At 66.7% G+C, this 24,723-nt stretch carries 22 protein-coding genes; 12 read left to right on the forward strand and 10 right to left on the reverse strand.

Annotated elements, in window-relative coordinates:
* Positions 1–240: 240 nt before the first annotated feature.
* From WGH93_RS07905 to nadC, 3 genes are all read left to right on the forward strand, one after another.
* Positions 241–1,206, forward strand: a complete 966-nt coding sequence (locus WGH93_RS07905) for an MBL fold metallo-hydrolase (RefSeq protein WP_374764334.1) — start codon at positions 241–243, stop codon at positions 1,204–1,206.
* A gap of 133 nt (positions 1,207–1,339) precedes the next feature.
* A complete protein-coding gene (gene nadA, locus WGH93_RS07910) occupies positions 1,340–2,341 on the forward strand; it encodes a quinolinate synthase NadA (protein WP_374764335.1) in 1,002 nt (333 codons plus the stop codon).
* Between the two features lie 10 nt (positions 2,342–2,351).
* Positions 2,352–3,203, forward strand: coding sequence for a carboxylating nicotinate-nucleotide diphosphorylase (nadC, locus tag WGH93_RS07915; protein ID WP_374764336.1), 852 nt, complete (start codon positions 2,352–2,354; stop codon positions 3,201–3,203).
* Between the two features lie 354 nt (positions 3,204–3,557).
* Here the strand turns inward: nadC and WGH93_RS07920 are convergent, their stop codons facing one another.
* On the reverse strand, positions 3,558–4,379 hold the full coding sequence (locus WGH93_RS07920) for a M48 family metallopeptidase (RefSeq protein ID WP_374764337.1): 822 nt from the start codon (positions 4,377–4,379) through the stop codon (positions 3,558–3,560).
* 147 nt (positions 4,380–4,526) lie between these two features.
* Positions 4,527–4,712 carry a 50S ribosomal protein L32 gene (rpmF, locus tag WGH93_RS07925; RefSeq protein ID WP_374764338.1) on the reverse strand — a complete coding sequence of 62 codons (186 nt, stop codon included), beginning with the start codon at positions 4,710–4,712 and terminating at the stop codon, positions 4,527–4,529.
* A 261-nt stretch (positions 4,713–4,973) separates the two neighbouring features.
* Here rpmF and WGH93_RS07930 point away from each other — a divergent pair, with 261 nt between their 5' ends.
* From WGH93_RS07930 to WGH93_RS07970, 9 genes are all read left to right on the forward strand, one after another.
* A complete protein-coding gene (locus WGH93_RS07930; RefSeq protein ID WP_374764339.1) occupies positions 4,974–7,769 on the forward strand; it encodes a M14 metallopeptidase family protein in 2,796 nt (931 codons plus the stop codon).
* An 18-nt stretch (positions 7,770–7,787) separates the two neighbouring features.
* Positions 7,788–8,723, forward strand: a complete 936-nt coding sequence (locus WGH93_RS07935) for a 2-hydroxyacid dehydrogenase (protein ID WP_374764340.1) — start codon at positions 7,788–7,790, stop codon at positions 8,721–8,723.
* A gap of 149 nt (positions 8,724–8,872) precedes the next feature.
* The gene (locus WGH93_RS07940) at positions 8,873–9,850 is read left to right on the forward strand and encodes a calcium/sodium antiporter (protein WP_374764341.1); all 978 of its coding nucleotides are present in this window, start codon (positions 8,873–8,875) and stop codon (positions 9,848–9,850) included.
* Positions 9,847–10,314 (forward strand): hypothetical protein, encoded by a 468-nt coding sequence (locus WGH93_RS07945; RefSeq protein ID WP_374764342.1) that lies wholly within the window; start codon positions 9,847–9,849, stop codon positions 10,312–10,314. Before WGH93_RS07940 ends, WGH93_RS07945 begins: the two co-directional genes overlap by 4 nt.
* Before the next feature lie 42 nt (positions 10,315–10,356).
* On the forward strand, positions 10,357–10,800 hold the full coding sequence (locus WGH93_RS07950; RefSeq protein WP_374764343.1) for a dihydroneopterin aldolase: 444 nt from the start codon (positions 10,357–10,359) through the stop codon (positions 10,798–10,800).
* Positions 10,801–11,251: 451 nt separating this feature from the next.
* On the forward strand, positions 11,252–13,099 hold the full coding sequence (uvrC, locus tag WGH93_RS07955; protein ID WP_374764344.1) for an excinuclease ABC subunit UvrC: 1,848 nt from the start codon (positions 11,252–11,254) through the stop codon (positions 13,097–13,099).
* Positions 13,100–13,267: 168 nt separating this feature from the next.
* On the forward strand, positions 13,268–13,819 hold the full coding sequence (pgsA, locus tag WGH93_RS07960) for a CDP-diacylglycerol--glycerol-3-phosphate 3-phosphatidyltransferase (protein ID WP_374764345.1): 552 nt from the start codon (positions 13,268–13,270) through the stop codon (positions 13,817–13,819).
* A 3-nt stretch (positions 13,820–13,822) separates the two neighbouring features.
* Positions 13,823–14,089, forward strand: coding sequence for a molybdopterin converting factor subunit 1 (gene moaD / locus WGH93_RS07965; RefSeq protein ID WP_374764346.1), 267 nt, complete (start codon positions 13,823–13,825; stop codon positions 14,087–14,089).
* A gap of 4 nt (positions 14,090–14,093) precedes the next feature.
* Positions 14,094–14,597 (forward strand): molybdenum cofactor biosynthesis protein MoaE, encoded by a 504-nt coding sequence (locus WGH93_RS07970; protein ID WP_374764347.1) that lies wholly within the window; start codon positions 14,094–14,096, stop codon positions 14,595–14,597.
* 59 nt (positions 14,598–14,656) lie between these two features.
* Here WGH93_RS07970 and ftsZ read toward each other — a convergent pair whose 3' ends face one another.
* From ftsZ to murD, 8 genes are all read right to left on the reverse strand, one after another.
* On the reverse strand, positions 14,657–16,357 hold the full coding sequence (ftsZ, locus tag WGH93_RS07975; RefSeq protein WP_374764348.1) for a cell division protein FtsZ: 1,701 nt from the start codon (positions 16,355–16,357) through the stop codon (positions 14,657–14,659).
* Between the two features lie 147 nt (positions 16,358–16,504).
* Positions 16,505–17,875 (reverse strand): cell division protein FtsA, encoded by a 1,371-nt coding sequence (gene ftsA / locus WGH93_RS07980; RefSeq protein ID WP_374764349.1) that lies wholly within the window; start codon positions 17,873–17,875, stop codon positions 16,505–16,507.
* A 3-nt stretch (positions 17,876–17,878) separates the two neighbouring features.
* Entirely contained in the window at positions 17,879–18,661 is a 783-nt protein-coding gene (locus WGH93_RS07985; protein ID WP_374764350.1) for a cell division protein FtsQ/DivIB, read from the reverse strand.
* Positions 18,658–19,605, reverse strand: a complete 948-nt coding sequence (gene murB, locus WGH93_RS07990) for a UDP-N-acetylmuramate dehydrogenase (protein ID WP_374764351.1) — start codon at positions 19,603–19,605, stop codon at positions 18,658–18,660. The genes WGH93_RS07985 and murB overlap by 4 nt, the downstream gene beginning before the upstream one ends.
* Positions 19,602–21,038, reverse strand: a complete 1,437-nt coding sequence (gene murC / locus WGH93_RS07995; RefSeq protein ID WP_374764352.1) for a UDP-N-acetylmuramate--L-alanine ligase — start codon at positions 21,036–21,038, stop codon at positions 19,602–19,604. The genes murB and murC overlap by 4 nt, the downstream gene beginning before the upstream one ends.
* Positions 21,035–22,198, reverse strand: a complete 1,164-nt coding sequence (gene murG / locus WGH93_RS08000; RefSeq protein ID WP_374764353.1) for an undecaprenyldiphospho-muramoylpentapeptide beta-N-acetylglucosaminyltransferase — start codon at positions 22,196–22,198, stop codon at positions 21,035–21,037. The genes murC and murG overlap by 4 nt, the downstream gene beginning before the upstream one ends.
* Positions 22,195–23,346: an FtsW/RodA/SpoVE family cell cycle protein gene (locus tag WGH93_RS08005; protein WP_374764354.1), complete on the reverse strand. Its 1,152-nt coding sequence runs from the start codon at positions 23,344–23,346 to the stop codon at positions 22,195–22,197. Before WGH93_RS08005 ends, murG begins: the two co-directional genes overlap by 4 nt.
* Entirely contained in the window at positions 23,343–24,716 is a 1,374-nt protein-coding gene (gene murD / locus WGH93_RS08010) for a UDP-N-acetylmuramoyl-L-alanine--D-glutamate ligase (RefSeq protein ID WP_374764355.1), read from the reverse strand. The genes WGH93_RS08005 and murD overlap by 4 nt, the downstream gene beginning before the upstream one ends.
* Between the last annotated feature and the right edge of the window lie 7 nt (positions 24,717–24,723).

The following is a 24,723-nucleotide window of genomic DNA, read 5'->3' on the forward strand; positions in this document are numbered from 1 at the left end:
GAGCTGCCACTTGGAACCGGTTCTGTTGCCAAAGATGCGTCTCTGCCTCCTGCTGCCACAAGACGCTGACGCATCCTTTATCCGGGGCCGACAAGCTGCCACTTGTCGGCCCTTTCCTTTGTGCGCTACTCCATGGTCCACTCAGGATCACCCCTTTAACCCGCGATCCGGGGCGCTACAGTACTGATTGGCGCATAACGGGCCAAACAGCCACCACCTCAGGCACAGGACCGATCCGTCATGAACCAGCCGCCCGGCACCACGGACCAGCAAACCCCCGCTTTCGGCACGGAAGACGCGCCGGTCTATGGCACACCCACGCCGGTGTCCGACCGGGTGCGCCGGGTGCTTTGCCCCAATCCGGGGCCGTTCACCTATACCGGCACGGGCACTTTTCTGGTGGATGGCGGCGCCTCGGCAGACGGCACACGGCGCGGCGATGTGGCGGTGATCGACCCCGGCCCGCGCAACAAACCCCATCTGGACGCCCTGATCGCCGCGATCGGGGCGCAAAAGGTGTCGGCCATCCTCGTCACCCACACCCATCTGGATCATTCGCCCCTCGCCCGCCCACTGGCCGAGGCCACCGGGGCGCCCATACATGCGTTCGGCCCCCACGGCGCGGGGCAGGAAGAGACGGCGCTCACCGGGGAGAGCGTGGAGGAAGGCGCCGACAAGGCATTCGCGCCCGACCATGCCATGGCCGACGGGGAAACGGTTTCCGGCACGGGATGGACGCTGACCGCCCTGCACACGCCGGGGCATACCAGCAACCACCTTTGTTTCCTTTTGACGGAGGAAAATCTCGTCTTCACCGGCGACCATGTGATGGGGTGGGCCACCACCGTGATCGTGCCGCCGGACGGTGACATGACCGCCTATATGGCCAGCCTGCGTCGGCTGCGCGCCCTGGCGCCGGACAAGCTGGTGCCCACCCACGGCCCCGCCATCGACCGGCCCGACCGCTTCCTGAACGCCATTCTGGGCCATCGCCGCCAGCGGGAACGCCAGATATTGCACCATCTGGAAGCGGGCAAAAGCCGCATCGCGGACATGGTGGCGGCCATGTACACCCATGTGGACCCGGCCCTGCACCCGGCCGCCGCACGCTCGGTTCTGGCCCATCTTGTGGCTCTGGTGAAGGCGGGGCGCGTGGTCGCAGACCCGGCCCCCACCCTTGACGCCCATTACCGCCCCGCCGCATAAGTGCCCTGAAGGGGGTGACATTTTTCGCCATACCCCCATATAAGGCCCAGCCGCGCCACAGGCCGGTTACGCCGCATGTCAGTGAAGGGGGCCGCGCGCGCCAGACGCACCGGCCCGACCAAGGAGCCCGGCCATGAACAGCCCGGTAAAGCCCATGATCCCCACCGGGGACGACCTGATCACCGCCATCGATCGCCTGCGCCGGGAGCGCAACGCGGTGATCCTGGCCCATTATTATCAGGACCCGGCCATTCAGGACATTGCCGACTTTGTGGGCGACAGCCTGGATCTGTCGCGCAAGGCGGCGGCGACGGATGCGGACATGATCGCCTTTTGCGGCGTGCGCTTCATGGCGGAAGTGGCCAAGATCCTCAGCCCGGAAAAAACCGTGGTGCTGCCGGACATGGCCGCCGGTTGCAGCCTTGAGGACAGTTGCCCGCCGGAGGACTTCCGCCGCTTCGTGGAGGCCCATCCCGACCATCTGGTGCTGAGCTATATCAATTGCTCGGCGGATGTGAAGGCGCTGACCGACATCATCGTCACCAGTTCCAACGCCAAACATATCGTGGAAAGCCTGCCCGAAGACCAGAAGATCATCTTTGCGCCGGATCGGCATCTTGGCGGCTATCTCAACCGCATCACCGGGCGGGACATGCTGTTGTGGCCCGGCACCTGCATCGTTCATGAACGCTTCAGCGAAAAGGAACTGGTGAAGCTGAAAGCCCGCCACCCGGACGCGCCCGTGGCCGCGCACCCGGAATGCCCCGATCATATCGTGGCGCTGGCGGACCATGTGGGCTCCACCAGCTCGATTCTGGCCTTTGTGCAGGAAAGCGACGCGGACACCTTCATCATCGCCACCGAACCGCACATCATGCACCAGATGGAAAAAGCGGCCCCGGAAAAGACCTTCATCGGCGCACCGGGGGCGGACGGCAACTGCAACTGCAACACCTGCCCCTTCATGGCCATGAACACGCTGGAAAAGCTGTATCTGGCCCTCAGGGACGGAGCGCCGGAAATCACCCTGCCGGAAGAAACCCGTGTGCGCGCGGAGCGGCCCCTCAAGCGTATGCTGGACCTCAGCCCGGCCAAGGCCCCGGCTGAGGATGTCTCCCGCATTGCCGAAGCCTGAGAGCGCGCCCATGACCCAGGCGGAATTGCCCACCGGCGTGGCGCTGGAAGCCTTCGTGGCCGAAGTGCTGGCGGAAGACACGGGCGGAAACCCGGCACGCGGGGACCGCACCGCGCACGCCGTCATCCCGGCGGATGCCCAATTGCGGGCAAGCCTGACCGCCCGCGAACCCCTTGTCCCCGCCGGGCTGGCGGTGGCGGCGGCCATTTTCCGCGCACTGGACGGGCACGCCACCATCACGGCGGAAGTGGCCGACGGCACCCCGCTGGAAAGCGGCGCCACCCTGATGCGGGTAAGCGGCAATGCCCGCGCCCTTCTGACGGCGGAACGCGCCGCGCTGAACCTGGTACAGCACCTCTCCGGCATCGCCACGCTCACCCGCGCCTATGCCGATGCCATAAAGGGCACCGGCGCCGTGCTGCTGGACACCCGCAAGACCCTGCCGGGCCTGCGCACGCTGAACAAATATGCCGCCCGCATGGGGGGCGCGGTGAACCACCGCATGGGCCTGCACGACGCGGTGATGATCAAGGACAACCATATCGCCGTGGCCGGGTCCGTGACCGCCGCCGTGGCCGCCGCCCTGGCCGCGGGGGAGCGGGACATTCAGGTGGAATGCGACACGCTCGCCCAGGTGGACGAGGCCCTGAACGCGGGCGCCACCAGCCTGCTGCTGGACAATATGAGCCTTGCGGACCTGCGCACAGCGGTGGCCCGCGTGGATGGCCGGGTGCCGCTGGAAGCCTCCGGCGGCGTGACGCTGGACACCATCCGCGCCATCGCCGAGACGGGCGTGGACCGCATCTCCGTGGGCCGCATCACCCAGAGCGCCCCCGCCATCGACATCGGGATGGATTATTAGGGGGCTTTGTTTCCGCTCACGCAAGCGTGCTGCGCACGCGCTCCGCGAGGGCGCCGCACTTGCGGCGGGGCGCGGTCGCGCCCGTCGGATAGGCCGGTGTTGGCGGGATGGCGGTAGAGGCAACGCCAGTGCGGGTGGGGCTCCTTTCCGCTCACGCAAGCGTGCTTCGCACGCGCTCCGCTGGGGCGCCGCACGGGCGGCGGGGCGCGATCGCGCGCTTGGTTTCCGCTCGCGCTTGTTCGCTGGCGCTCACCGCTCCGCCAGGGCGCGGCACTTGCGGCGGGGCGCGGTCGCGCCCGTCGGATAGGCCGGTGTTGGCGGGATGGCGGTAGAGGCAACGCCAGTGCGAGGTGTTTAGTTGGGGGCGGGTTGGCCGACGGTCGCGCGGTATTCCTGCATGTAAACCGGCATACGGGCCTGAAGCTCGCGGATGCGCTTGTCGTCCGCCGGGTGGGTGGACAACCAGACGGGCTGGCCACCGCCGCCTTCCTTCAGGCTGTTCATGCGCTGCCACAAGGCCACCGAGGCGCGGGGGTCATAGCCCGCACGGGCCATGTAGCGGGTGCCGATATGGTCCGCTTCCAGTTCCATGAAGCGGCTGTGCGGCAGTTGCACCAGCCCCTTGGCCGCCAGCGAACCCAGCGCCACGGCCATTCCCGCCGTCTGGCTGTCCGTGCTGGCACCCACCGCCACGCCCAATCCGGCAATGGCCACGTTCTGCGCCTGGGCACGGGACATCTGCTCGGCCCCATGGCGCAGCACCGCGTGGGCGATTTCATGGCCCAGCACGGCGGCCAGTTGCTGATCGTCGTCGATTTCCTGCATCATTTTGGCATAGACCGCCACCTTGCCGCCCGGCAGGGCCCAGGCATTGAGCTGCGGCTCGTCAATCACCACGAATTCCCAGGTCATGTCCGGCTTGTCCGACACGCGGGCGATGCGCTGGCCGATGCGCTTGACCCGTTCCGCCATCGGCCCGGTGGTCAACACCGGTGCATTGTCTTTCACCTGCTGCATGGCCTCAAGGCCGAGTCGGCTGTCTTCGCTGGCGGGGATCATCATGAACTGGTCGCGGCCCGTGATCTCGTTGGTCTGCATACAGGCCGCCACCAGCAGGGCGGCAAGCATGGCAAGCACGGGCTTCAGCGAAAATCGGGCGGGCAATTGGGCCAACATGGGGGCTGTCTCCATTTCAGCGAACCGTTCCTTGAGAATAGGCGCTTGTTGGTGACAGGCAAAGCCTCAATCCCACACAAAAAAACCGGCGCCCGAACGGGCACCGGTTTTTCACTGTTTCAATTGCCGGAAAAACCCGACGGGACCTTAATAGTCGCCCTTGGGCTCCAGCACCTGCTTGCCACGGTACATGCCGGACTTCAGGTCAATATGGTGACGGCGCTTGAACTCGCCGCTGTGGGCATCTTCCTGCACGTGAACGGCGTTCAGCGTGTCATGGGACCGACGCATGCCACGGCGAGATTTCGAAACCTTGCGCTTCGGTACTGCCATTGTTCTTGCCTTCCTTCTCGCCGGCCGCACCGGGCGGTCCGGGCCTTCGCATAAATGCGGGGCCGACCCGGCGCGGGCGACCCCCTGATTCGAGGCGCGAACCATAAGGGGGGTGCATGGAAAAATCAAGCCATAGTCTTAGCGCCCCCGACAGAGCCGACAGCGCCCCCCTTTGCCATGGACTCACACGCATGTGACCCTACTATGCTGGGCAGGGGATGACCAGCACGGTCACACAGGAAACGCCAGGGAGATTTCCAGATGAGCCAAGCATATCGAACGCATCACGAAGCCGGCACGGAAGGCCGCCGCGCCGCTTCCCCGGCCAGTTCCTGGACCAGTTCCCCGATCAATTCCCCGATCAATTCCCTGGCCGTCTTTCTGGCTGCCGCGCTTATGGTGGTCGCCCTTGTCCGCCCGGCCATGGCGGAGCAGGCGCCCCCCGCCTGGCCCGGCGTGTCGCTGGACCCGGCCATTCCCACGGTGGCCGATGTTCTCGGCTATGAAAGCGGCAGCCGCATCACCACCCACGCGGACATGGTGCGCTATATGCAGGCCCTGAAGGACGCGGCGCCAGACAGGATCAAGCTGTTCCGCTACGGCGAGACATGGGAAGGCCGCGCCCTGATCTATGCCGCCATCGCCAAGCCGGAAACACTGGCCCGGCTGGACAGCATCAAGCAGGACACGGCCATGCTCGCCGATCCCCGTGGCCATGATGACAGCGCGCTGAAAGCCGCCAAGGCGGACCTGCCGGTGATCACCTGGCTGGCCTATTCGGTGCACGGCAACGAGGTTTCCGGCGCCGACGCGGCCATGCAGACCGCCTATCACCTGCTGGCGGCGAGGGACAGCCAGCGCGTGGACAGCATCCTGGAAAACAGCATCGCCATCATTAATCCGCTGCAAAATCCCGACGGGCGGGACCGGTTCATCAACCGATTCCGTATCCACAAGGGGGTGGAGGCATCCGCCGACCGGCTGAGCGCGGAGCACAACGAGCCCTGGCCCTCCGGGCGGACCAATCATTATATGTTCGACCTGAACCGCGACTGGCTGGCCCTGACCCAGCCGGAAACACGCGGCCATGTGAAGGCGCTGCGCCAGTGGATGCCGCAGGTCTTCGTGGACCTGCACGAAATGGGCGGCGACAGCACCTATTATTTCGCGCCCGAAGCGGTCCCCTATAATCCGCACCTGACCGGGGACCAGCGGGACAGCCTGTTCCTGTTCGGCAAGAACAATGCCCGGCACTTTGACCGATTCGGCATCCCCTATTTCACCCGCGATGTGTATGACGCCTTCTATCCCGGTTATGGCGCAAGCTGGCCCGCCTATTTCGGCGCCGTATCCATGACCTATGAACAGGCTTCGGCGCGTGGCCTCCGATTCCGCAAGTCGGATGGCACGGAACTGACCTTCCGGGACAGTGTGCAGCATCACTTCATCGCCTCCATTTCCACGCTGGAGGCGGCGGCGGCCAACCGGGCCAGGCTGCTGGATGATTTTCTGGACTATCAGCGCTCCGCCATTGAGGAGGGCCGGAAATCGGACGACCGGCGCAGCTATATCTTCCCCAACCGGCGCGATGCGGCGGGCCACCGCAAGCTGATGGGCGTGCTCGGCGAAATGGGCATCGAAGTGCAGCAGACCACCGGCACCGCCCGCGCCTGCGGCGAAACCGTGCCGCAGGGCGCCTATGTGATCGACGCCGCCCAGCCCCGCAAGCGCATGATCAACACCCTGCTGAACCCGCAGGTGGACATGGAAGCGGATTTCGTCGCCGAGCAGGAGCGCAAGCGCGGCAAGGACCTGCCCCACGACATCTATGACGTGACCGCCTGGTCCCTGGCCAAGATGTACAATCTGGACATGAAGCTGTGCGGCAAGCCGGTGGACGGCCCGCTGGTGCCCGCTGGCCGGAACCGGGTCACCCCCGGCACGCTGACGGCGGACCCGGACAGCATCGCCTATCTGGTGGAATGGGGCGACATGGCCGCCGTGCGCCTGCTGGCCGGGGCCCTGAAGGACGGCCTGGTGGTCAAGGCCACCGATGAAACCTTCACGCAAAACGGTAAGACCTGGCCGCGCGGTACGCTGATTTTCCCGGTCGGGGACAATGCCGCCACCCTGCCCGACACCCTGAAAGAGCTTGCGGTGAAAACCGGCGCCAATGTGGTCGGCACCGCCAGCGGCTGGGTATCCAAGGGGGCGGAGTTCGGCGCCCGGTCGGTGCACCGCATTCATACGCCCCGCATCGCCATGGCCTGGGATGAGCCCACCAGTTCCTATAGCGCGGGCAACAGCCGCTTCGTAATCGAACATCAGATCGGCCTGCCGGTCACCGTGATCCGCACCGACGACCTGAAATCCGCCCTGCTGGAACGCTATGACGTGCTGATCCTGCCGGATGAGGGCTGGGGCGGTTCCTATGCCGACAGTTTCGGCGAGACCGGCGTGAAAACCCTGAGCGCCTTCGTCGAGCGCGGCGGGGTGCTGATCGGCCAGAAAGGCGCGGTGAACTGGCTGGCGGACCCGGATACGGGGCTGCTTTCCACGCGCCGGGAATATCAGCTTCGGGACGACGACGCGGAAAAGAAAGACGACACCGACGACGCCATGGTCGCGGGCACCCGGATCGCATCAAAGAATGCGCTTCACGCGGCCACCACCCCGGCGGAGGAACGGCCCGACAGCATCCCCGGCGCGCTGATCCATGCCCGCACGGACCCGGACAACTGGCTGACCAACGGCGTGGCGGATCGGCTGAACGTGCTGGTGCGGGGCCGGGGCATCTTTACCCCGCTGAAACGGGACAAGGGTGTGAATGCCGTCCATTTCGAGGGCGCGGAGGATCTGCTGTCCAGCGGCTATCTGTGGCAGGAAAACCGTCGGCAACTGGCCTACAAGCCGTTTGCCATGGTGGAAAAACGCGGTCGGGGGCTGGTGATCGCCTTCACCGAAGACCCCACCATCCGCGCCTATCTGGACGGGCTCGGCGTGATCTATGCCAATGCGGTGCTGACCGGCAGCGCCCATGCCAACCCGTTACGCTGACGCCGGAGGACACCGCCCATGGCCCGTCTGCTTTTCTATCTGGACGACTACAGCCACGACCCCTGGCGGAAGGCTTTTGCGGCCACCGCCGGGGACATCGCCTTTCACGGCCACCCGGACTGGCCGGACGATGACGGCACCCCCACCTATGCGCTGGTCTGGCATCCGCCCCATGGCCTGCTGGCCAGCCTGCCCCGGCTGGACGCCATCTTTTCCCTGGGCGCCGGGGTGGACCATCTGCTGGATGACCCGGACCTGCCCGATGTGCCCATCATCCGCATGGGGGATAGCGGGCTCCGGCAGGGCATGGCCGAATATGTGCTGCTTCAGGTGCTGTTCCATCAGCGCAAAATGCCCGCCATTCTGGCCCAGCAGCAGGCCCACCGGTTTGAGCGGGTGTTCAGCCCGGTGGCGCAGGAATGCACGGTGGGCCTGATGGGACTGGGGGCGCTGGGCCAGAGCGTGGCGGCGGCGCTCCAACCGCTGGGCTATGGTCTCAGGGCATGGACCCGCACGGGAAAGCGCGCCATGAACGGGCTGGACCATTTCCACGGCGCGGACCAGCTCGGCACCTTTCTGGCGGGCTGCACCATGGTGGTGGGGCTGCTGCCCGATACGCCGCAGACCACCCATCTGCTGAATGCCGAGACGCTGGATCAACTGCCGCGCGGCGCGGTGGTGATCAATGCCGGGCGCGGCAATCTGGTGGATCTGGATGCCCTGCTGGCCCGGCTTGAAAGCGGCGCCCTGGGCGGTGCCAGCCTGGATGTGTTCCCCTCCGAGCCCCTGCCCGCCGACCATCCCGCATGGACCGCGCCCAATCTGGTGGTCACACCGCACAGCGCCGCCATCACCCGCCCGGATACGGCGGCCCGCTTTGTCACGGAAACCATCGCCCAACTCCAGCACGGCGAAACACCCCCCACTCTGCTGGATCGCGGGCGCGGCTATTGATGCGATCCCTGATGCGAACCTTGATCCGGGGGCAAAAGCGCGACCTGTAAGGGGGGCGGGCTTTTCAACACGGTTCAAACACATTATGTAACGGATCGGTCATCCGTTTCCCTGCCCGTTGCCGGGGCATTTTCAGGACCTTTTCGTTTATGGCCTTTCTGCAAGCTTTCGCCGGTCTCATCCTGTTGGTGGTGGCGGGCGACGCCCTGGTCCGGGGGTCCGTATCGCTGGCACGCCGAAGCGGTGTGCCGGTCATCATTATCGGCATGACCATCGTGGCCTTCGGCACCTCCGCGCCGGAACTGATGGTGGGCATCGATGCGGTCCTCACCGGCGCGCCCACCCTGGCCATGGGCAATGTGGTAGGGTCCAATATCGCCAATATCCTGCTGGTGGTGTCCGTGCCTGCCATGATCGCGCCCGTGGCCTGCCACGGCGAACGCATGGGCCGCACCATCGGCTTCGTGCTGGCCGCGAGCCTGCTGTTCCCGCTGGCGGGGGCCACGCTCGGCGGCTTTCCGCCCTGGCTTGGCGTGCTGATGACCGCGGCACTGGGCGCCTTTCTGGTGTACAGCGCCCGGCACGCCCGGCGCCATTCCGCCGCGGCGCGGGAAGCCATCCCGGAACTGGAAGAAGCCAGCCGCACGCCGGACCCGGTATGGCTGTCCACCGTGCTGGTGGTGGCGGGCCTGGGCGGCCTGATCTGGGGGGCGGACCTGCTGGTGGAAGGATCCGTCACCATTGCGCGCGTGTTCGGCGTGTCGGAAGCGGTGATCGGGCTGACGCTTGTGGCGATCGGCACCAGCCTGCCGGAACTGATCACCGGCGTGATGGCGGCGCTGCGCGGCCATGGCGACGTGGCGATCGGCAATGTGGTGGGCTCCAACCTGTTCAATCTGCTGGGCATTATCGGCGTTTCCTCGCTGTTCGGCACGATCCCGGCACCAGACAGCTTTATGAGAGTGGATTTCTGGGTGATGATCGCCACCACCCTGTTGCTGCTGCCATTCTATCTGACCAAACGCGCCATTGGCCGGGGTATGGGCATCGCCATGCTGGTGGCCTATGCGGGCTATCTGGCCTATCTGGCGAGCACCAACAGCCAGCTTGTGGAGCAGGCCCTTTGACAGGCGGCATCGCCATTCACGGCCTGAGTGACCGGGACCGGGCGGCGGTGGCCGCCCTGAAGGGCGCGGGCGACCGCCTGATCGAAATGGGTGACAGCCTGGAAAACACACCAAAATCCCGCGAGCAGGCCCGTGCCCTGATTTTCACGCCCGAAGATGCCGCCAGCGGCGCGGCCCGTCTGCACGCCTTTGCCCGCAATGCCCGCGCCGCCGGCCACCCGGACCCAGTTGCCGTGCTGCTGCTGGATACGGCGCTGCTGACCCCCGGCGGCGCCAGCGGGGCGAAGGCGGGACTGGTGGACCTGGTCAGCACGGCGGCGCTTGACCTTGCCCCCCACTGCCGGGTATGTGGCTTGATGACGGGTGCGGCCACTCCGGCTGACGCCCTGACCCGCTGTCTCGCCTTTGTGCTCGAATCGGACATCTATACCGGGCACATCCTGAAAGTCAGCGCGGGCGCCTAAAACGCCCTGACCGGACCTGCCCTGAGGAGAGAAGAGCGCCCGATGGCCGACGACCGCCCCACAGCCCCGCAGCTCGACCCCGTAGAGACGGGCGACGCCGTGGTCCCCTTTGCCGATGCGGCACGCGGCGTTCGCCGGGTCTTTGTGCGCAATCTGTTGCGGCAGGCGCGGATCGGCGTATTCGCCCATGAGCAGGAACGGGTGCAGACCGTTCGCATCACGGTGGACCTGAGCGTGCGGGAAGATCGGGTTCATCACCGGGACAATCTGGAAAACGTACTCTGCTACAAGGATGTGGTGGAGCGGATCGACGCGATCCTGGAAGGCGGCCACATCAATCTGGTGGAATCCATGGCCGAGCGCATCGCTGAAAGCGAGCTGGCCGATGGCCGCGTGCTGTCGGCACGGGTCATGGTGGAAAAACTGGAAGCCATCGACGGCGCGGACAGCGTGGGCGTGGAAATCGAACGCCATCGCCCCGCCTGATATTGGCCCGCCTTTGCTGATACCCTCAACCGCCTGATAACCGCCCGGAAAAGCGTAGCCCGAACAATGCCGCAAGAAGGGCGATTTCGGGGGTGTGCCCAATGCCTTATGCACAGCGCGCTTTCAGGCCCTTGCGCCGCCCCGCACGGACGGGCGATTAAATTCCCTTCAAATCATTGCGGCCTGTTGACAGCAGGAAATTTCATTAAAAACAATGAGTTGACTTTTGTGCTTAAAAATTATGCAAGTCGCTCCGAAGCCAAGGTTCCAGCCGCATTGCATTCTTGTGACAGCATTTACCCACAGGGTTTTCCACAGGCTTCGTGGACAAGTTCACAAGGCCTTGAACAGCCCCGGCTTTAGGGGGCGATTCGAGGCGCGCGTTCCCTGCGCTTTTCCCTTGGCGGTGCGCGTCGGGCGCCCTAAAACTCATGCCATGAGCAATCCGGCCATGACCAATCTGGACCACGGGGTGTCGGTGATCCGGGCCCATGCCAGAACGGCGCCACAGGCGCCGGGCGTCTATCGCATGATCGACCGCCATGGCGACGTGCTTTATGTGGGCAAAGCGAAGAACCTGTCGCGCCGGGTGCCCGCCTATACCCGCGTCAATCAATTGCCCACCCGGCTGTTGCGGCTGGTCAGCGCCACGGTGGAAATGGATTTCATCACCACCCGCACGGAAGCCGAAGCGCTGCTCAGGGAAGCCACGCTGATCAAGCGGTTCAAGCCGCCCTTCAATGTACTGCTGAAGGACGACAAGTCCTTTCCCTATATCCTGCTGCGGGACGACCACCCCTGGCCGCAGATCACCAAGCATCGGGGCGCGCGCAAGGGCAAAGGCCACTATTACGGCCCCTTTGCCAATACCAGCGCGGTCAACAACACGCTGAACACCCTGCAAAAAGTGTTTCAGCTCCGCTCCTGCACCGATGCCACGCTGGAAAACCGCTCCCGCCCCTGCCTGCTGTATCAGATCAAACGCTGCTCGGCGCCCTGCGTGGGGCGGGTGGATGCAACCACCTATGCCAATGAGGTGGCCGACGCCCGCGCCTTTCTGGAAGGGCGCACAACGGCGATCCAGAAAACCTTTGCCGAAAAGATGCAGGCGGCCAGCGACGCGCTGGATTTCGAGACCGCCGCCCTGTACCGGGACCGACTGAAAGCGCTGACCCAGATTCAGTCTCATCAGACCTACACCGATGGCCAGCCCGACGACGGGGATGTGATCGCCGCCGCCCGCGCCGGGGACCGGGTGGCGATCCAGATCGTGTTCTTCCGCGCGGGCCAGAACTGGGGCCACCGGGCCTTCTTCCCCCGGCACGCCCCCGAAACCCCGCTTGCCGAGGTGCTCACCGCCTTTATCGGCCAGTTCTATGACAACAAGCCCGCACCAAGGCGGATCATGCTGTCTCACGATCCGGCGGAAAAACCCCTTTTGGCGGAGGCCCTGAGCGCGCGCATGGACCACAAGGTCACTTTGAGCCGCCCGGCACGGGGCGCCAAGGCCAGGGTGGTGGCGGAAGCGGTGCGTAATGCGGAACAGGCGCTGGAACGCAAGCTGGCGGAAAGCGCCAGCCAGAAGCAATTGCTGGCGGCGGTTCAGGATGCCTTCGATCTACCCGCCCCGCCGCGCCGGATCGAGGTGTATGACAACAGCCACACCCGCGGCAATGAAGCCATCGGCGCCATGGTGGTGGCCGGGCCGGACGGGTTCGAGAAAAAAGCCTATCGCACCTTCAACATCAAGGATGAAACCCTGTCCCCCGGCGACGATTACGGCATGATGCGCGAAGTGATGACCCGGCGCTTCAAGCGGCTGGTCAAGGAAGACGGCGACCGCAGCCGCGGCCACTGGCCGGACCTGGTACTGATCGATGGCGGGCGCGGGCAGTTGTCCGCGGTGGTGGAGACGCTGAACGGGCTGGGCGTGGCCGATGTGGCGCTGGTGGCGGTATCCAAGGGGCCGGATCGCCATGCCGGGCGGGAACAGTTCCACATGCCGGGCCGGGCCAGCTTCACCCTGCCGCCCAATGCGCCGGTGATGCATTATCTCCAGCGCCTTCGGGACGAGGCCCACCGCTTCGCCATCGGCACCCACCGGGCGAAGCGTGGCAAGGCACGCACCCGTTCCGGGCTGGATGACGTGCCGGGCATCGGGCCGAAACGGAAAAAGGCCCTGCTGCACCATTTCGGATCGGCCAAGGCGGTGGCGGGCGCCGACCTGGGGGACTTGCAGGCGGTGGACGGCATATCGCGCGCCATGGCACAGGAAATCTTCGACTTTTTCCGCGACTGACCCCGCATCATCAGGGCCACGCCGACACCGCAACCGGCATCTTGCCCGGCTCCGTGCTTGACCGGGGCCTGACATGGTTTACGGTCCATCCTGAATCGGCGCCCGCGCGGGCCATGCCCCCGCCCGGCGACCGGCATCCGTCCCACCCCTGATAAAAGGATTCCCCGGATGTGGACCCTGCCCAACCTGCTCACCCTCTCGCGCATTGCCGTGATCCCGCTTCTCATGGGCAGCTTCTATCTGGCGCAGCCGCTGGGCAGCCATCTGGCCTTCATTCTGTTCGTGCTGGCGGGCGTGACCGATTTCTTCGACGGCTGGGTGGCCCGCAATATGGGCAGCGTGTCCCAGATCGGCATTTTCCTGGACCCCATCGCCGACAAGCTGATGGTGGCGGCAGTGATCATCATGGTGGTGGATGTGAACTGGGTCACCGGCCTGCACAGCATTCCGGCGGTCATCATCATGTGCCGGGAACTGCTGGTATCGGGCCTGCGGGAATATCTGGCGGGGGTACGGGTCAGCGTGCCCGTGACATGGCTCGCCAAATGGAAAACCACGGTGCAGATGGTGGCGCTGGGGGCGCTCACCTGGGTGGAAGGGGGCGCCGCGCTCGGCCTGCCCGCCCATGAAATCGGCCTGACCCTGTTATGGCTTGCCGCTGTGCTGACGCTCTATACGGGCTATGATTATGTACGTGGCGGCATGAAACACATGGTGTAACCGATGAAGGACACGCCCCTGACCCTGCTTTATTTCGCCTGGATGCGCGATGCCGTGGGCAGCGGCGAGGAGCAGCGCCCCCTGCCCGACGGCATCCACACCGTGGCCGGGCTGGTGGATCATCTGCGCGGGCTGAGCCCCGGCCATGACAGGGCGCTGGGCGACCCGGCCCTTTTGCGTGTGGCCGTCAATCAGGAATGGTGCCGGCTGGACAGCGCGGTGGCGCCGGGGGACGAGGTGGCCTTCTTTCCGCCCGTCACCGGGGGCTGACGCCATGTCCGCCGACTCCATCACGGACCCCGTTCATGCCCGCGTTCAGCAGGCGCCGATCGACCATGCGGCGGAGCGCGCGGCCCTGACCGGCAACCGCGTGGACATGGGCGCCGTGGTCAGCTTCACCGGCACCGTGCGGGATCAGAACGGCACGCTCACCGCCCTGCATCTGGACCATTATCCCGGCATGACGGAGCGGGAGATCAGGCGCATTCTGGACCGCGCCATGGCCCGTTGGCCGCTGACCGGATGCCGGGTGGTCCACCGGGTCGGCACGCTGGCACCGGGGGAGGACATCGTGGCCGTGCTCACCGCCAGCGCGCACCGGGAGGCCGCCTTCGATGCCGCCCGCTTCATCATGGACTATCTCAAGACCGACGCCCCCTTCTGGAAGCGGGAAGACGGCCCGCACGGCAGCACATGGGTCCCGGCCCGCGCGGGCGACGATGCGGCCCGCACCGCCTGGGAACAGCCCGCGCCAGCCAATCCGGGCGACGGCGATTAAGAAAAAGGCCCGCCCCCTTCGGGACGGGCCTTGATCAGGGCCGGCTGACGCGCAAGGGCTCAGTTCTGCTGACGGCGCAGAAAGCTGGGAATTTCCAGTTGCTCGCTACCGCGATCCCGATTTTCCGGCGCGGGCCGATCCTCGACGCTCACGCCCCCAAGGCTGGCATCACCCTCCCCGTGGGTACCGGCGTCATGGGTGTCCGCCTGATCGTTCACCGGGTTCGGCTGCACCTTGCGGCGGCTGCGCCGGGCGAACATGCTCAGGCGGGTATCCCGCTTTTCCCCGCCTTCACTGGAGCGCGTGTTGTCACCGGTGTCACGGCGGCCCGTATAGGCGGCCTCCTTCATCGGGTCGGCGGCCTCCAGCGGCTGGTTGGACACTTTGGGCGTCTTGGGCGCCTCGGCGGTGAACCCGGCATCCTGGCTGGCCGCCACGGCCCGTGCCTCTATGTCATACTGCTCGTCCGTCGGGGCCGTGTCACCGGCGCGGGCGGCGGGTGCCGGGTCCGGCGCCTGCCGGGAAGGCTGCTCCGCCTGAGGTGCCGTTTCGGCGCGGGATGCCGTTTCCGCATGAGGGGCGGATGCGGCCGCCTGCGGGGTCGGGGCTGCGGCTTCCGACCGGTCAGGGGCGACTTCCCGCGCGGCGGGCGCCGGGGCCGTGTCTTCCCCGGTCGGCTTTTCATCGGGTGCCGTCTCGGCGGCTGTCTTCTCGTCGCCCCCGTTGTCCACATTGCGCGGCTGCGGCGGGGTGACCGGCGCGCGGCTCGGCCGGGGCACGGCCACGCCGTTCTCGCTGCCCTCGATACCGGTGGCCACCACGGACACCCTGAGCTTGCCGTCCAGGCTTTCATTGAAGGCCGAGCCGAAGACGATGAGCGCATCCGGGTCCACCTGCTCGCGGACCATGTTCACAGCCTCGTCCACTTCATAAAGCGTCATGTCCATGCCGCCGGTCACATTGATGATGACCCCCTGCGCGCCCTGAAGCGATGCCTCTTCCAGCAGCGGATTGGAAATGGCGGCGGCCGCGGCATCCTGTGCGCGGTTCTCGCCCTCGGCCTCGCCGGTGCCCATCATGGCCTTGCCCATATGCTCCATGACGGTGCGCACATCGGCAAAATCCAGATTGATCAGGCCGGGCATCACCATCAGGTCGGTGATGCCGCGCACGCCGGAATGCAACACCTCGTCCGCCATGTTGAAGGCGTCGGCGAAGGTGGTCTTCTCATTGGCCACGCGGAACAGGTTCTGGTTCGGAATGATGATCAGCGTATCCACATGGCCCGCCAGTTCCTGAATGCCCGCTTCGGCAATCTTCATGCGGCGGCTGCCTTCGAACTGGAACGGCTTTGTCACGACGCCCACGGTGAGAATCTTCTTCTCCCGCGCGCGACGGGCCACCACGGGCGCGGCGCCGGTGCCGGTGCCACCCCCCATGCCCGCCGTGATGAAGGCCATATGGCAGCCTTCCAGCGTTTCATCGATGATCTTGACCGCCTCTTCCGCCGCGGCCTCACCCACGCTGGGCTGCGCCCCCGCGCCCAGCCCCTGGGTGATTTCCACACCAAGCTGGATGCGGTTGTCCGCCTCGGAATTGGCCAGCGCCTGGGCGTCCGTATTGGCCACCACGAAGTCCACCCCCTGAAGGCTGGACAGGATCATGTTGTTCACCGCGTTGCACCCGGCGCCACCCACGCCGACCACCGCGATGCGGGGTTTCAGTTCTGTCAGTTCCGTATTGGAAAATTCGATCGGCATTGCCCTGCTCCTTGCATGTTATGCGTCTGCTATCGTGACCGGTCGGGGTCCGGCAACCCCTTTTCCCGGCCTGGTCCGCTTTTCCCGTCTTTTCCCCGTTCAGGTCTGTTTGTTTTCCTTGTCATACTCCCCGAAGCGCGGCCCTTCTCAGAACGACTCCCGCATCCAGTGCCACAGCCGCGGCCAGGGGCCGAGCGCCGGGGCCGTTTCGGATGCCGCCCGCGCCCCGGCGGACGCATCCGGCGCGGCATAAGGCGCAGCCGGTGGCCACAAATCCCTGAAGGCGTCCCTGAGCGCACCCGGCCGCCAGCCGCGCCCCGGCGCCGGATCGAACGCCAGCGGCCCGGTCAGTGGATGGGCGGCGGCATACATCATCAGGCCCACGGGCACGGCATGGCCGGGGTCTCGCCAACTGGCGGGAAGGTGCTTCAGGCGGGGCGGCTCGGCCAGGCGCACCGGATGGCCCAGCACCTGTTCCGCCAGGCTGTCCATCTGCGACAGTCTCGCCGCACTGCCCGCCAGCACCACCGTTCCCTCGAAATGAAGGGCATCCAGTTCTTCCCGCACGGCTTCCAGCATCACGGTCATCTGTGCCTCGATCACGCCGTTCAGCGCCGCCTGCCCGATGGAGCGCGCCCCGGCGCCATCATCCGGCACAGTCAGAGAGTGCCGGGCATCCGAGCTGGCCACCATGGCGGCACCGTAACGGTTCTTGATCGCCTCCGCCTGATCGTCGCTCAGGTGAAAGCGGGCGGCGATGTCGGCGAGAACATCCCCGTCGCCAAAAGGCAGGCTGCTGCCATGCACCAGTTCATTTCCGGCAAGAACCGCCATTTGAATGGAGGCATGGCCCACATCCACGAAAGCGGCGCCGTCTTCACGCTCTTCACCGGTCAGGGCGGCGGCGGCGCCCACATGGGCGGCGGATACGGTGCCCAACAAGCGCAGATGGGCACGGGCGACGCTTTCCTCCAGCGCGCGAACCACATCCCGATCCGCTTCCACACTAACATAAAAGCCGGTCAGGCGATCCCCACAAACACCGAAAGGCGGCGCCACATGCTCCTGCCCGTCCAGATCGAAAGCCACTGCATGGCGGGTCATGACCAGCCGGTCTGAGCGCGCCGGGGGCAACTGATCCGCCAGCGCGGCCAGATGGGTCGCCGTCACGGCCACGCCGTCCAGCGCCAGTGTCGGCTCGTGCGCGGTGGTGGCCATCTGGGCGCCGGAAACCGCCAGCAGCGCCCCCGTGGCGGTAACGCCGGCGCTGCGCTCGGCCTGATCCACGGCGCTGCGAATGGCGGCTTCCACCTGATCCATGTCGCCGGGCTGATCGCCCTGCATACCCAGATTCTGCGCCGTGCCGGTGCCAAGAATGCGGAAGCCGCCCTGACCATCCATATCGGCCAGCAGGCAGGACACCTTGGTACTGCCCACATCGAGCACGGCCAGAATGCCATCCGCCAGGGCGGCGGCTGAACGATTACCGGTCTGTTGCTGGGACAGGGCACCGTTCATGGGTCACATTGCCTTTTCTTCACCGGCCATCATACGCTGGCCCGCCTCGGTAACGCGCATCACCAGCCGATCCGGCAGGCGCAGATCGATCACCTGCACCTCCCGCGAGAGAAGGCGGTACTGTGCTTCCAGATCCCGGAACCGGGCAAGCGCGCGGGCGGCGTCATAGGCCGGTGCATCATCGGCGGGCAGGCGCAGGCGAATGCCATTGTCGAACAAGAGGTCCCAGCGCCGATCGCCCACGCGCACCGCGCGCGCCACCCTGGGCGCCAGTTCGGGCATATGGGCGAGCATCCGGTCCAACTGGTCCAGCGCGCGATTGGCGCCCGGCCCCACCACCAGCCGCAAATGGGCAAAGCGGCTGATGCCCCGATCGGTGATCGGCGTGCCGTCCCGGTCCACCACATGCAGGGTGCCATCCCGCTGCCACAGGGCGCGGGGTTCCCGCTCGGTAATGGCAACGATCAACCGCCCCGGCAGGCTGCGGGTCACCCGCGCACGCGCCACCCAGGGCAGACCCTCCAGCCGCTGCTTCATGGCCTGAAGGTCGATACCGCCAAGCGGCATCCCCCGGTCCACATGCAGCCGCGCCAGCACACTGCGGCGGCTGGTGCGGTCCAGCCCCGTGATCTCCAGCGTTTGCAGCACCATGCCGGTGCGCGCCGTCACCCCGCTCAGCCAGCTACGCGGCATGACCTCGCCGCCCGCCGCCCAGGCGGCCCCGGCACAGAGCAGAATCGCCAGCGCGCTCATCATGCCCTTGCGGCGTGCCATGGATCTGATCATGCGATGTCCTCCCCCTTGCGGGCCGGGCCGGGCTCTCCGATGCGGCGGATTTCCCAGTCCAGCGTGACCCCCGTGACGGCCTTGACCCGGCGCCGCACCTCCTCGCCCAGTGTCTCGATATCGTGCGCCGTGGCATGACCCAGATTGATCAGGAAATTGGTATGCTTTTCGGAAATCTGCGCATCGCCCACGCGCAGGCCCCGGCACCCGGCCCGGTCCACCAGTTCCCACGCCTTTTCGCCCGGCGGATTGGTAAAGGTGCTGCCGCCGGTGCGGGTGCCGATGGGCTGGCTGTCGCTGCGGGCGGTGGTGATCGCCGTCATGGCTTCCTCGATCGTCTCCGGCGCGCCCGGCTCTGCGGCCATGGTCGCTTCCAGAAAAATCACCTCCCCGGCCCTGGCACAGCGGCGATAGGAAAAGCCCAGCGCGTCCGGTGTCAGAGTCACCGGCCTGCCGTCGCGCGTCAGGACGCGGGCGGATGTGACCACATCGGCCATGTCCCGGCCATAGGCGCCCGCATTCATGGCCAGTGCGCCGCCAATGGTACCGGGCACACCCACCAGAAATTCCAGCCCCGCCAGCCCCGCATCCCGCGCCGCGCGGGCCACATGCACATCCATCGCCCCGGCGGCGGCGGTCACACCGTGGGGGCCGGTCGTCACGGCCTGAAAGGCACGGCCAAGGCGGATCACCACGCCGCGCACCCCACCATCCCGCACCAGCAGGTTCGAGCCCACGCCCAGCACCAGAAGCGGCACATCCTTCGGGCAGGCGGCCAGAAACGCGGCCAGATCGGCCTCGTCCTGTGGTTCGAACAGCACATCCGCCGGGCCGCCGGTGCGAAACCAGCTAAAGCGCCGAAGCGGCGCATCGGCGGTAAGCCGCCCGCGCACCGGGGGCAGCCGCTCCATCAGGGAACTGGCAAGGCGCGCTTCGCCGGTCATGGCGCCTCCTTTCCCGAACGGCCCGCCCGCACGCGCGCCACGGCTTCGGGCAGGCGCGCGGCCCAGTGCGTGATACTGCCCGCGCCGAGACAGACAATGGCATCGCCTTCGCGGATCTCGTCCGCCAGCGCGTCGGCCAGATCCGCTTCATCCGTCACGGTGCGGGCGCCCCGGTGGCCATGGCCTTCCAGCCCGGCCACCAGCGCGGCACTGTCCACGCCGGGAACCGGCTCCTCCCCGGCGGCGTGAACCGGTGTCACATAAACCCTGTCCGCATCGTTGAAGCAGGTGCAGAAATCCTCGAACAGGCTGGACAGGCGGGAATAGCGATGCGGCTGCATCACCGCCAGCACGCGGCCCGGAAAGCTGTCCCGCGCGGCCTTCAGCACATGGGCGATTTCCACCGGGTGGTGGCCGTAATCGTCGATCACCGTGGCGCCCGCCACGTCGCCCACACGGGTGAAGCGCCGCTTGACCCCGCCGAAGGAGGCAAAGGCCCGGCGCAATGTGGCATCGTCCACGCCCATTTCCAGCCCCACCGTGATGGCGGCCAGCGCGTTCTGGATATTGTGCCTGCCGGGCATGGGCAGGCGCAGGTCCGTGATCATCCGGTCATCGGCCCCGGACTTGCCGCGCACGCGCACGTCGAATGTGACCGCCCCGTGCGCCGACTGCTGGTTTTCCGCTTTGATGTCCGCCTGCGGGGAAAAGCCATATGTGACCACCTTGCGATCCTGAATGGCGGGAATCAGGCCCTGCACGTCCGCATGGTCGATGCACAGAATCGCCGCGCCGTAAAAAGGCACCCGGTCCAGAAAGGTCTGAAAGGCGGCGCGCACCGCGTCGAAATCGCCGTAAAAATCCAGATGCTCCGGGTCCATATTGGTGACCACGGCCAGCGTGGCGGGCAGCTTGGTAAAGGTGCCGTCGCTCTCGTCCGCTTCCACCACCATCCAGTCACCCTCGCCCAGGCGGGCATTGGTGCCATAATGATTGATGATGCCGCCATTGATGACCGTGGGATCGATGCCAGCCGCTTCCAGCACCGCCGCCACCATGGATGTGGTGGTGGTCTTGCCATGCGTGCCCGCCACGGACACGCACCATTTCAGACGCATCAGTTCCGCCAGCATTTCCGCCCGGCGCACCACCGGCAGGCCCGCCTTGCGGGCGGCCACCACTTCCGGGTTGTCCGCCTTGATGGCGCTGGAAACCACGACCACGGCGCAATCGGCCACATTATCCGCCTTCTGGCCTTCCACCACCCGGATGCCCAGATCGCGCAACCGGGTGACATTGGCGCTGACCGCCACGTCGCTGCCCTGTACCGCATAGCCCAGATTGTGCATCACTTCCGCGATACCGGACATGCCGATGCCGCCAATGCCGACAAAATGGACCCGGCCAATATGGAAGGGGATGCCCTTGGTCATGTGATTCTGCCCCTTTGGATCAGTGTTTCGGTCATGTCCGCCAGCTTCGAAGCCGCATCGGGCGCCGCCAGGCTGGCGCTGGCCGTGGCGGCACGGGCCAGGATATCCGGTGCCGCGATCAGGTCCGCCACCCGATGGACCAGCGCATCCGCCGTGAAGGCGTCTTCCGTCAGCATCCAGCCGCCGCCCGCGCGCACCAGCCGTTCGGCATTGAAGCGCTGATGATCGTCCGCCGCCACGCGCAGCGGCACCAGAATGGCGGGGCGGCCCAGTGCCGTCACCTCCGCCAGCGTGGATGCCCCGGCCCGGCAGATCACCAGATGGGTATCCGCCAGCCGTTCGGGCACATCCTGGAAAAAGGCGCGCACATCCGCATCGATCCCGGCGGCGGTATAAGTCCCTTCAACCCGCGCCACATCCTCTGGCCGGGCCTGATGCACCACGTTCAGGCGCTGGCGCAGGCTGTCATCCAGCCGGGACAGCGCCGTCGGCACCACATCGGACAGGATGCGCGCCCCCTGGCTGCCGCCCAGCACCATCAGCCGCACCGGCCCCGTGCCCTTTGGCACCGGATAGGGCCGATCAGCCAGCCGCGCCACCGCCCCGCCGACGGGGTTTCCGGTGGCCAGGGTCGGCACGCCCAAAGGCACGCGCCGCGTATCCGGCAGGCCCAGCGCCACACCGGCAGTCTTGGGCGCCATCCAGCGATTGACCCGGCCCAGCACCGCGTTCTGTTCATGCACCATGGCGGGGATGGCACGGGTGCGTGCGGCCAGCAGGCCCGGCATGGTGGGATAGCCGCCAAAACCCACCACCGCATCCACCGGTGTGGTAATCCAGGCCCGTCGCACCTGCACAAGGCTGGTGAACACGCTCCATACCGCGCGGGTCTTGCCGATCAGGCCACCGCCCATATGGCTGTGGGCATTCAGCACCATCCGCGGCAGGTCCGTCATGACCGGAAAACGGGCGCCGCGCGGGTCCGTCACCAGAGACACTTCCACCCCCCGCGCCCGCAGCGCATCCGCCAGCGCGGCGGCGGGCATCATGTGGCCCAGCGTACCCCCCGCCAGCAAGGCCACGCGGCGGGCCGAAGCCTGTTCCGGGGCTTCGGCGTCCATGGGTTCGGCGTTGGGTGCGTGTGGGGCGGGGTTCGTCATGCGTGCCTCCCCACCGGAAGGCCCAGTGTGGCCGGGCGCAGAAACCGGTTGCGCCGGGTGAAGGCCAATACCATGCCGATGGTCAGCGCCAGCGCCAGCATGGACGATCCGCCATAGCTGATGAAAGGCAGTGTCATACCCTTGGCGGGCAGAACGGCCAGATTCACCCCGATATTGATCATAGCCTGAAGGCCGAACTGTACCAGCAGGCCAGCCGTTGCCAGAAGGCGGAACGGGTCGTCCTCCTCCACCAGTTGGGACAGGCCGCGCAGCACGATTCCGGCGAACAGGGCCATCAGCAGCACCCCGGCAATGGCGCCGAATTCCTCCCCCACCACGGCGAAGATATAGTCCGTATGGGCATCGGGCAGCACCGCCTTGACCGAGCCTTCGCCCGGCCCGCGCCCGATCAGACCGCCCGCCTCGAAGGCGCGGATGGCGGTTTCGGTCTGATAGGTGTCGCCGCTGGCCGGGTTGATGAAAGTGTCGATCCGGTCGGCCACATGGGGCACCAGCGCATAAGCCACGCCCAGTGCCAGCACCAGCGCCACGGCGGCCAACAACAGCCACATCACCGGCAGGCCCGCCAGCGTCATTTGCGCCAGCCAGACCACGCCCACCAGTATGGTCTGGCCGAAATCCGGTTGCAGCACCAGCAGCGTCGCCACCACCGCGAACAGGGCCAGCGAAATCCGCTTGACCGGCAGGGCGCCATCCTGAAACCGGGCGGACAGCAGCCAGGCGATGGTCACGATGAAGACCGGCTTCATGAATTCGCTGGGTTGCAGGGTGAACGGCCCCACAGGCAACCAGCGGGTGGCGCCCTTGATGTCCGGCCCCACCAGCAGGGTCAGCCCCATCAGAACAAGCGTCAGCGGAAAGGCCAGAATGGCGCCCCGGCGCACCAGCGTGACCGGCATCACCGACACGCCCAGCACCACCAGCAGGCTGAGCCCCAGAAACACCACCTGCCGCAGAAAGAAATGCAGCCGGTCCAGCCCCAGCTTTTCCGCCACCGCCGGGCTGGCGGTCAGGGTCATCCAGAGCCCCAGCGACACCAGCAGCAGCAGAAGCAGCAGCATCCAGCGGTCCACCGTCCACCACCAGCGGGCCAAGCCGCTATTGTCGGCGCGGGAAAAAGCGCTCATGGCTGCCCCTCCCCGCCATCCACGGGATCGAGCCGGGCGACGGCGCGCTTGAACGCCTCCCCCCTGTGCTCGAAATCGCGGAAAGCATCAAAGGCCGCGGCGGCGGGGGACAGCAGCACCACTTCGCAGCCGCGCGCATTGGTGGATGCCGCCGCCACCGCATCTTCCAGACTGTCATGAACGGACAGGGGCACGCGGCCCTGAAGCGCGGCAGCCCATTCCGGCGCCGTTTCGCCGATCAGATAGGCGTGCTGCACATGGGCCAGATGAGGGTACAGACCGGCGGGGTCTTCCCCCTTGCCGCGCCCGCCCGCGATCCAGTGCAGGCGGCGGAACGCACCGAGCGCCCGGCTCGCCGCATCCATATTGGTGGCCTTGCTGTCGTTCACATAACGCACGCCGCCCACCGTGCGCACCAGTTCCTGCCGGTGTTCCAGGCCGGGGAAAGTGGCCAAACCGAGCCGCACCACTTCCCCGTCAAATCCCAGATGGTCGGCCACCGCGGCGGCGGCGGCGGCATTCTGCATATTGTGGGCGCCCTTCAGGCTCTGGCACCGGGACAGGTCCGCAAAGGGGGCGCCGTCCCTGGTCAGGGTGCGCCCGTCCGCGCCAAAGCCGGACGCCAGCGCGCCATGGCCGGAAAAGCGCGCCGGGGTGCGCCCCGCCGCTTCAAGCTCGGCGGCCACGCGCGCACAGTGGTCGTCGTCGGCACCGATAAAGGCCGCGTCCCCGCTGTCTTGCATGGCGAACAGGCGGGCCTTGGCCTGCCGGTATCCGTCCATGTCGCCGTGACGATCCAGATGGTCCGGCGTCATGTTCAGCAGAACCGCCACATCGGCCCGGAATGCCGCCGTCAGAGCCAGTTGAAAGGACGATGCCTCGATCACATAGACACCACCTTCGGGCAGCGGGTCCAGCGCCATCACCGCCTTGCCGATATTACCGCCCAGCGCCACCGGCACGCCCGCCACATCCACCAGATGGCGGATCAGGCTGACCGTGGTGGACTTGCCATTGGTGCCTGTCACCGCCACCACGCGGTGGTCGGGCAGGTGGGGCCGCGCCCACTGGAACAGGTCGAAATCGCTGATCAGCGGCACCCCGGCGGCCTTTGCCCGCGCCACCAGCGGATGCGGGGCCGGATGGGTCAGCGGCACGCCGGGCGCCAGCACAAGCCCGTCCAGCGGCGACAGGTCGGTCGCCATCAGGTCCACGATCTGGCGTGGCGCGGCCTCCCGCCGGGCGGCGTCGTCGTCCCAGGCCCAGACCTCCGCGCCCGCGCGGGTCAGGGCATAGACGGCCGCCTCGCCCGTGCGGGCAAGGCCGAACACGCCGATGCGCTTGCTGGAAAGGGAACCCAGTGGAATCATGTCATCC

Source organism: Yunchengibacter salinarum (assembly GCF_037658235.1).
Taxonomy (GTDB): Bacteria; Pseudomonadota; Alphaproteobacteria; order Sphingomonadales; family Kordiimonadaceae; genus Yunchengibacter; species Yunchengibacter salinarum.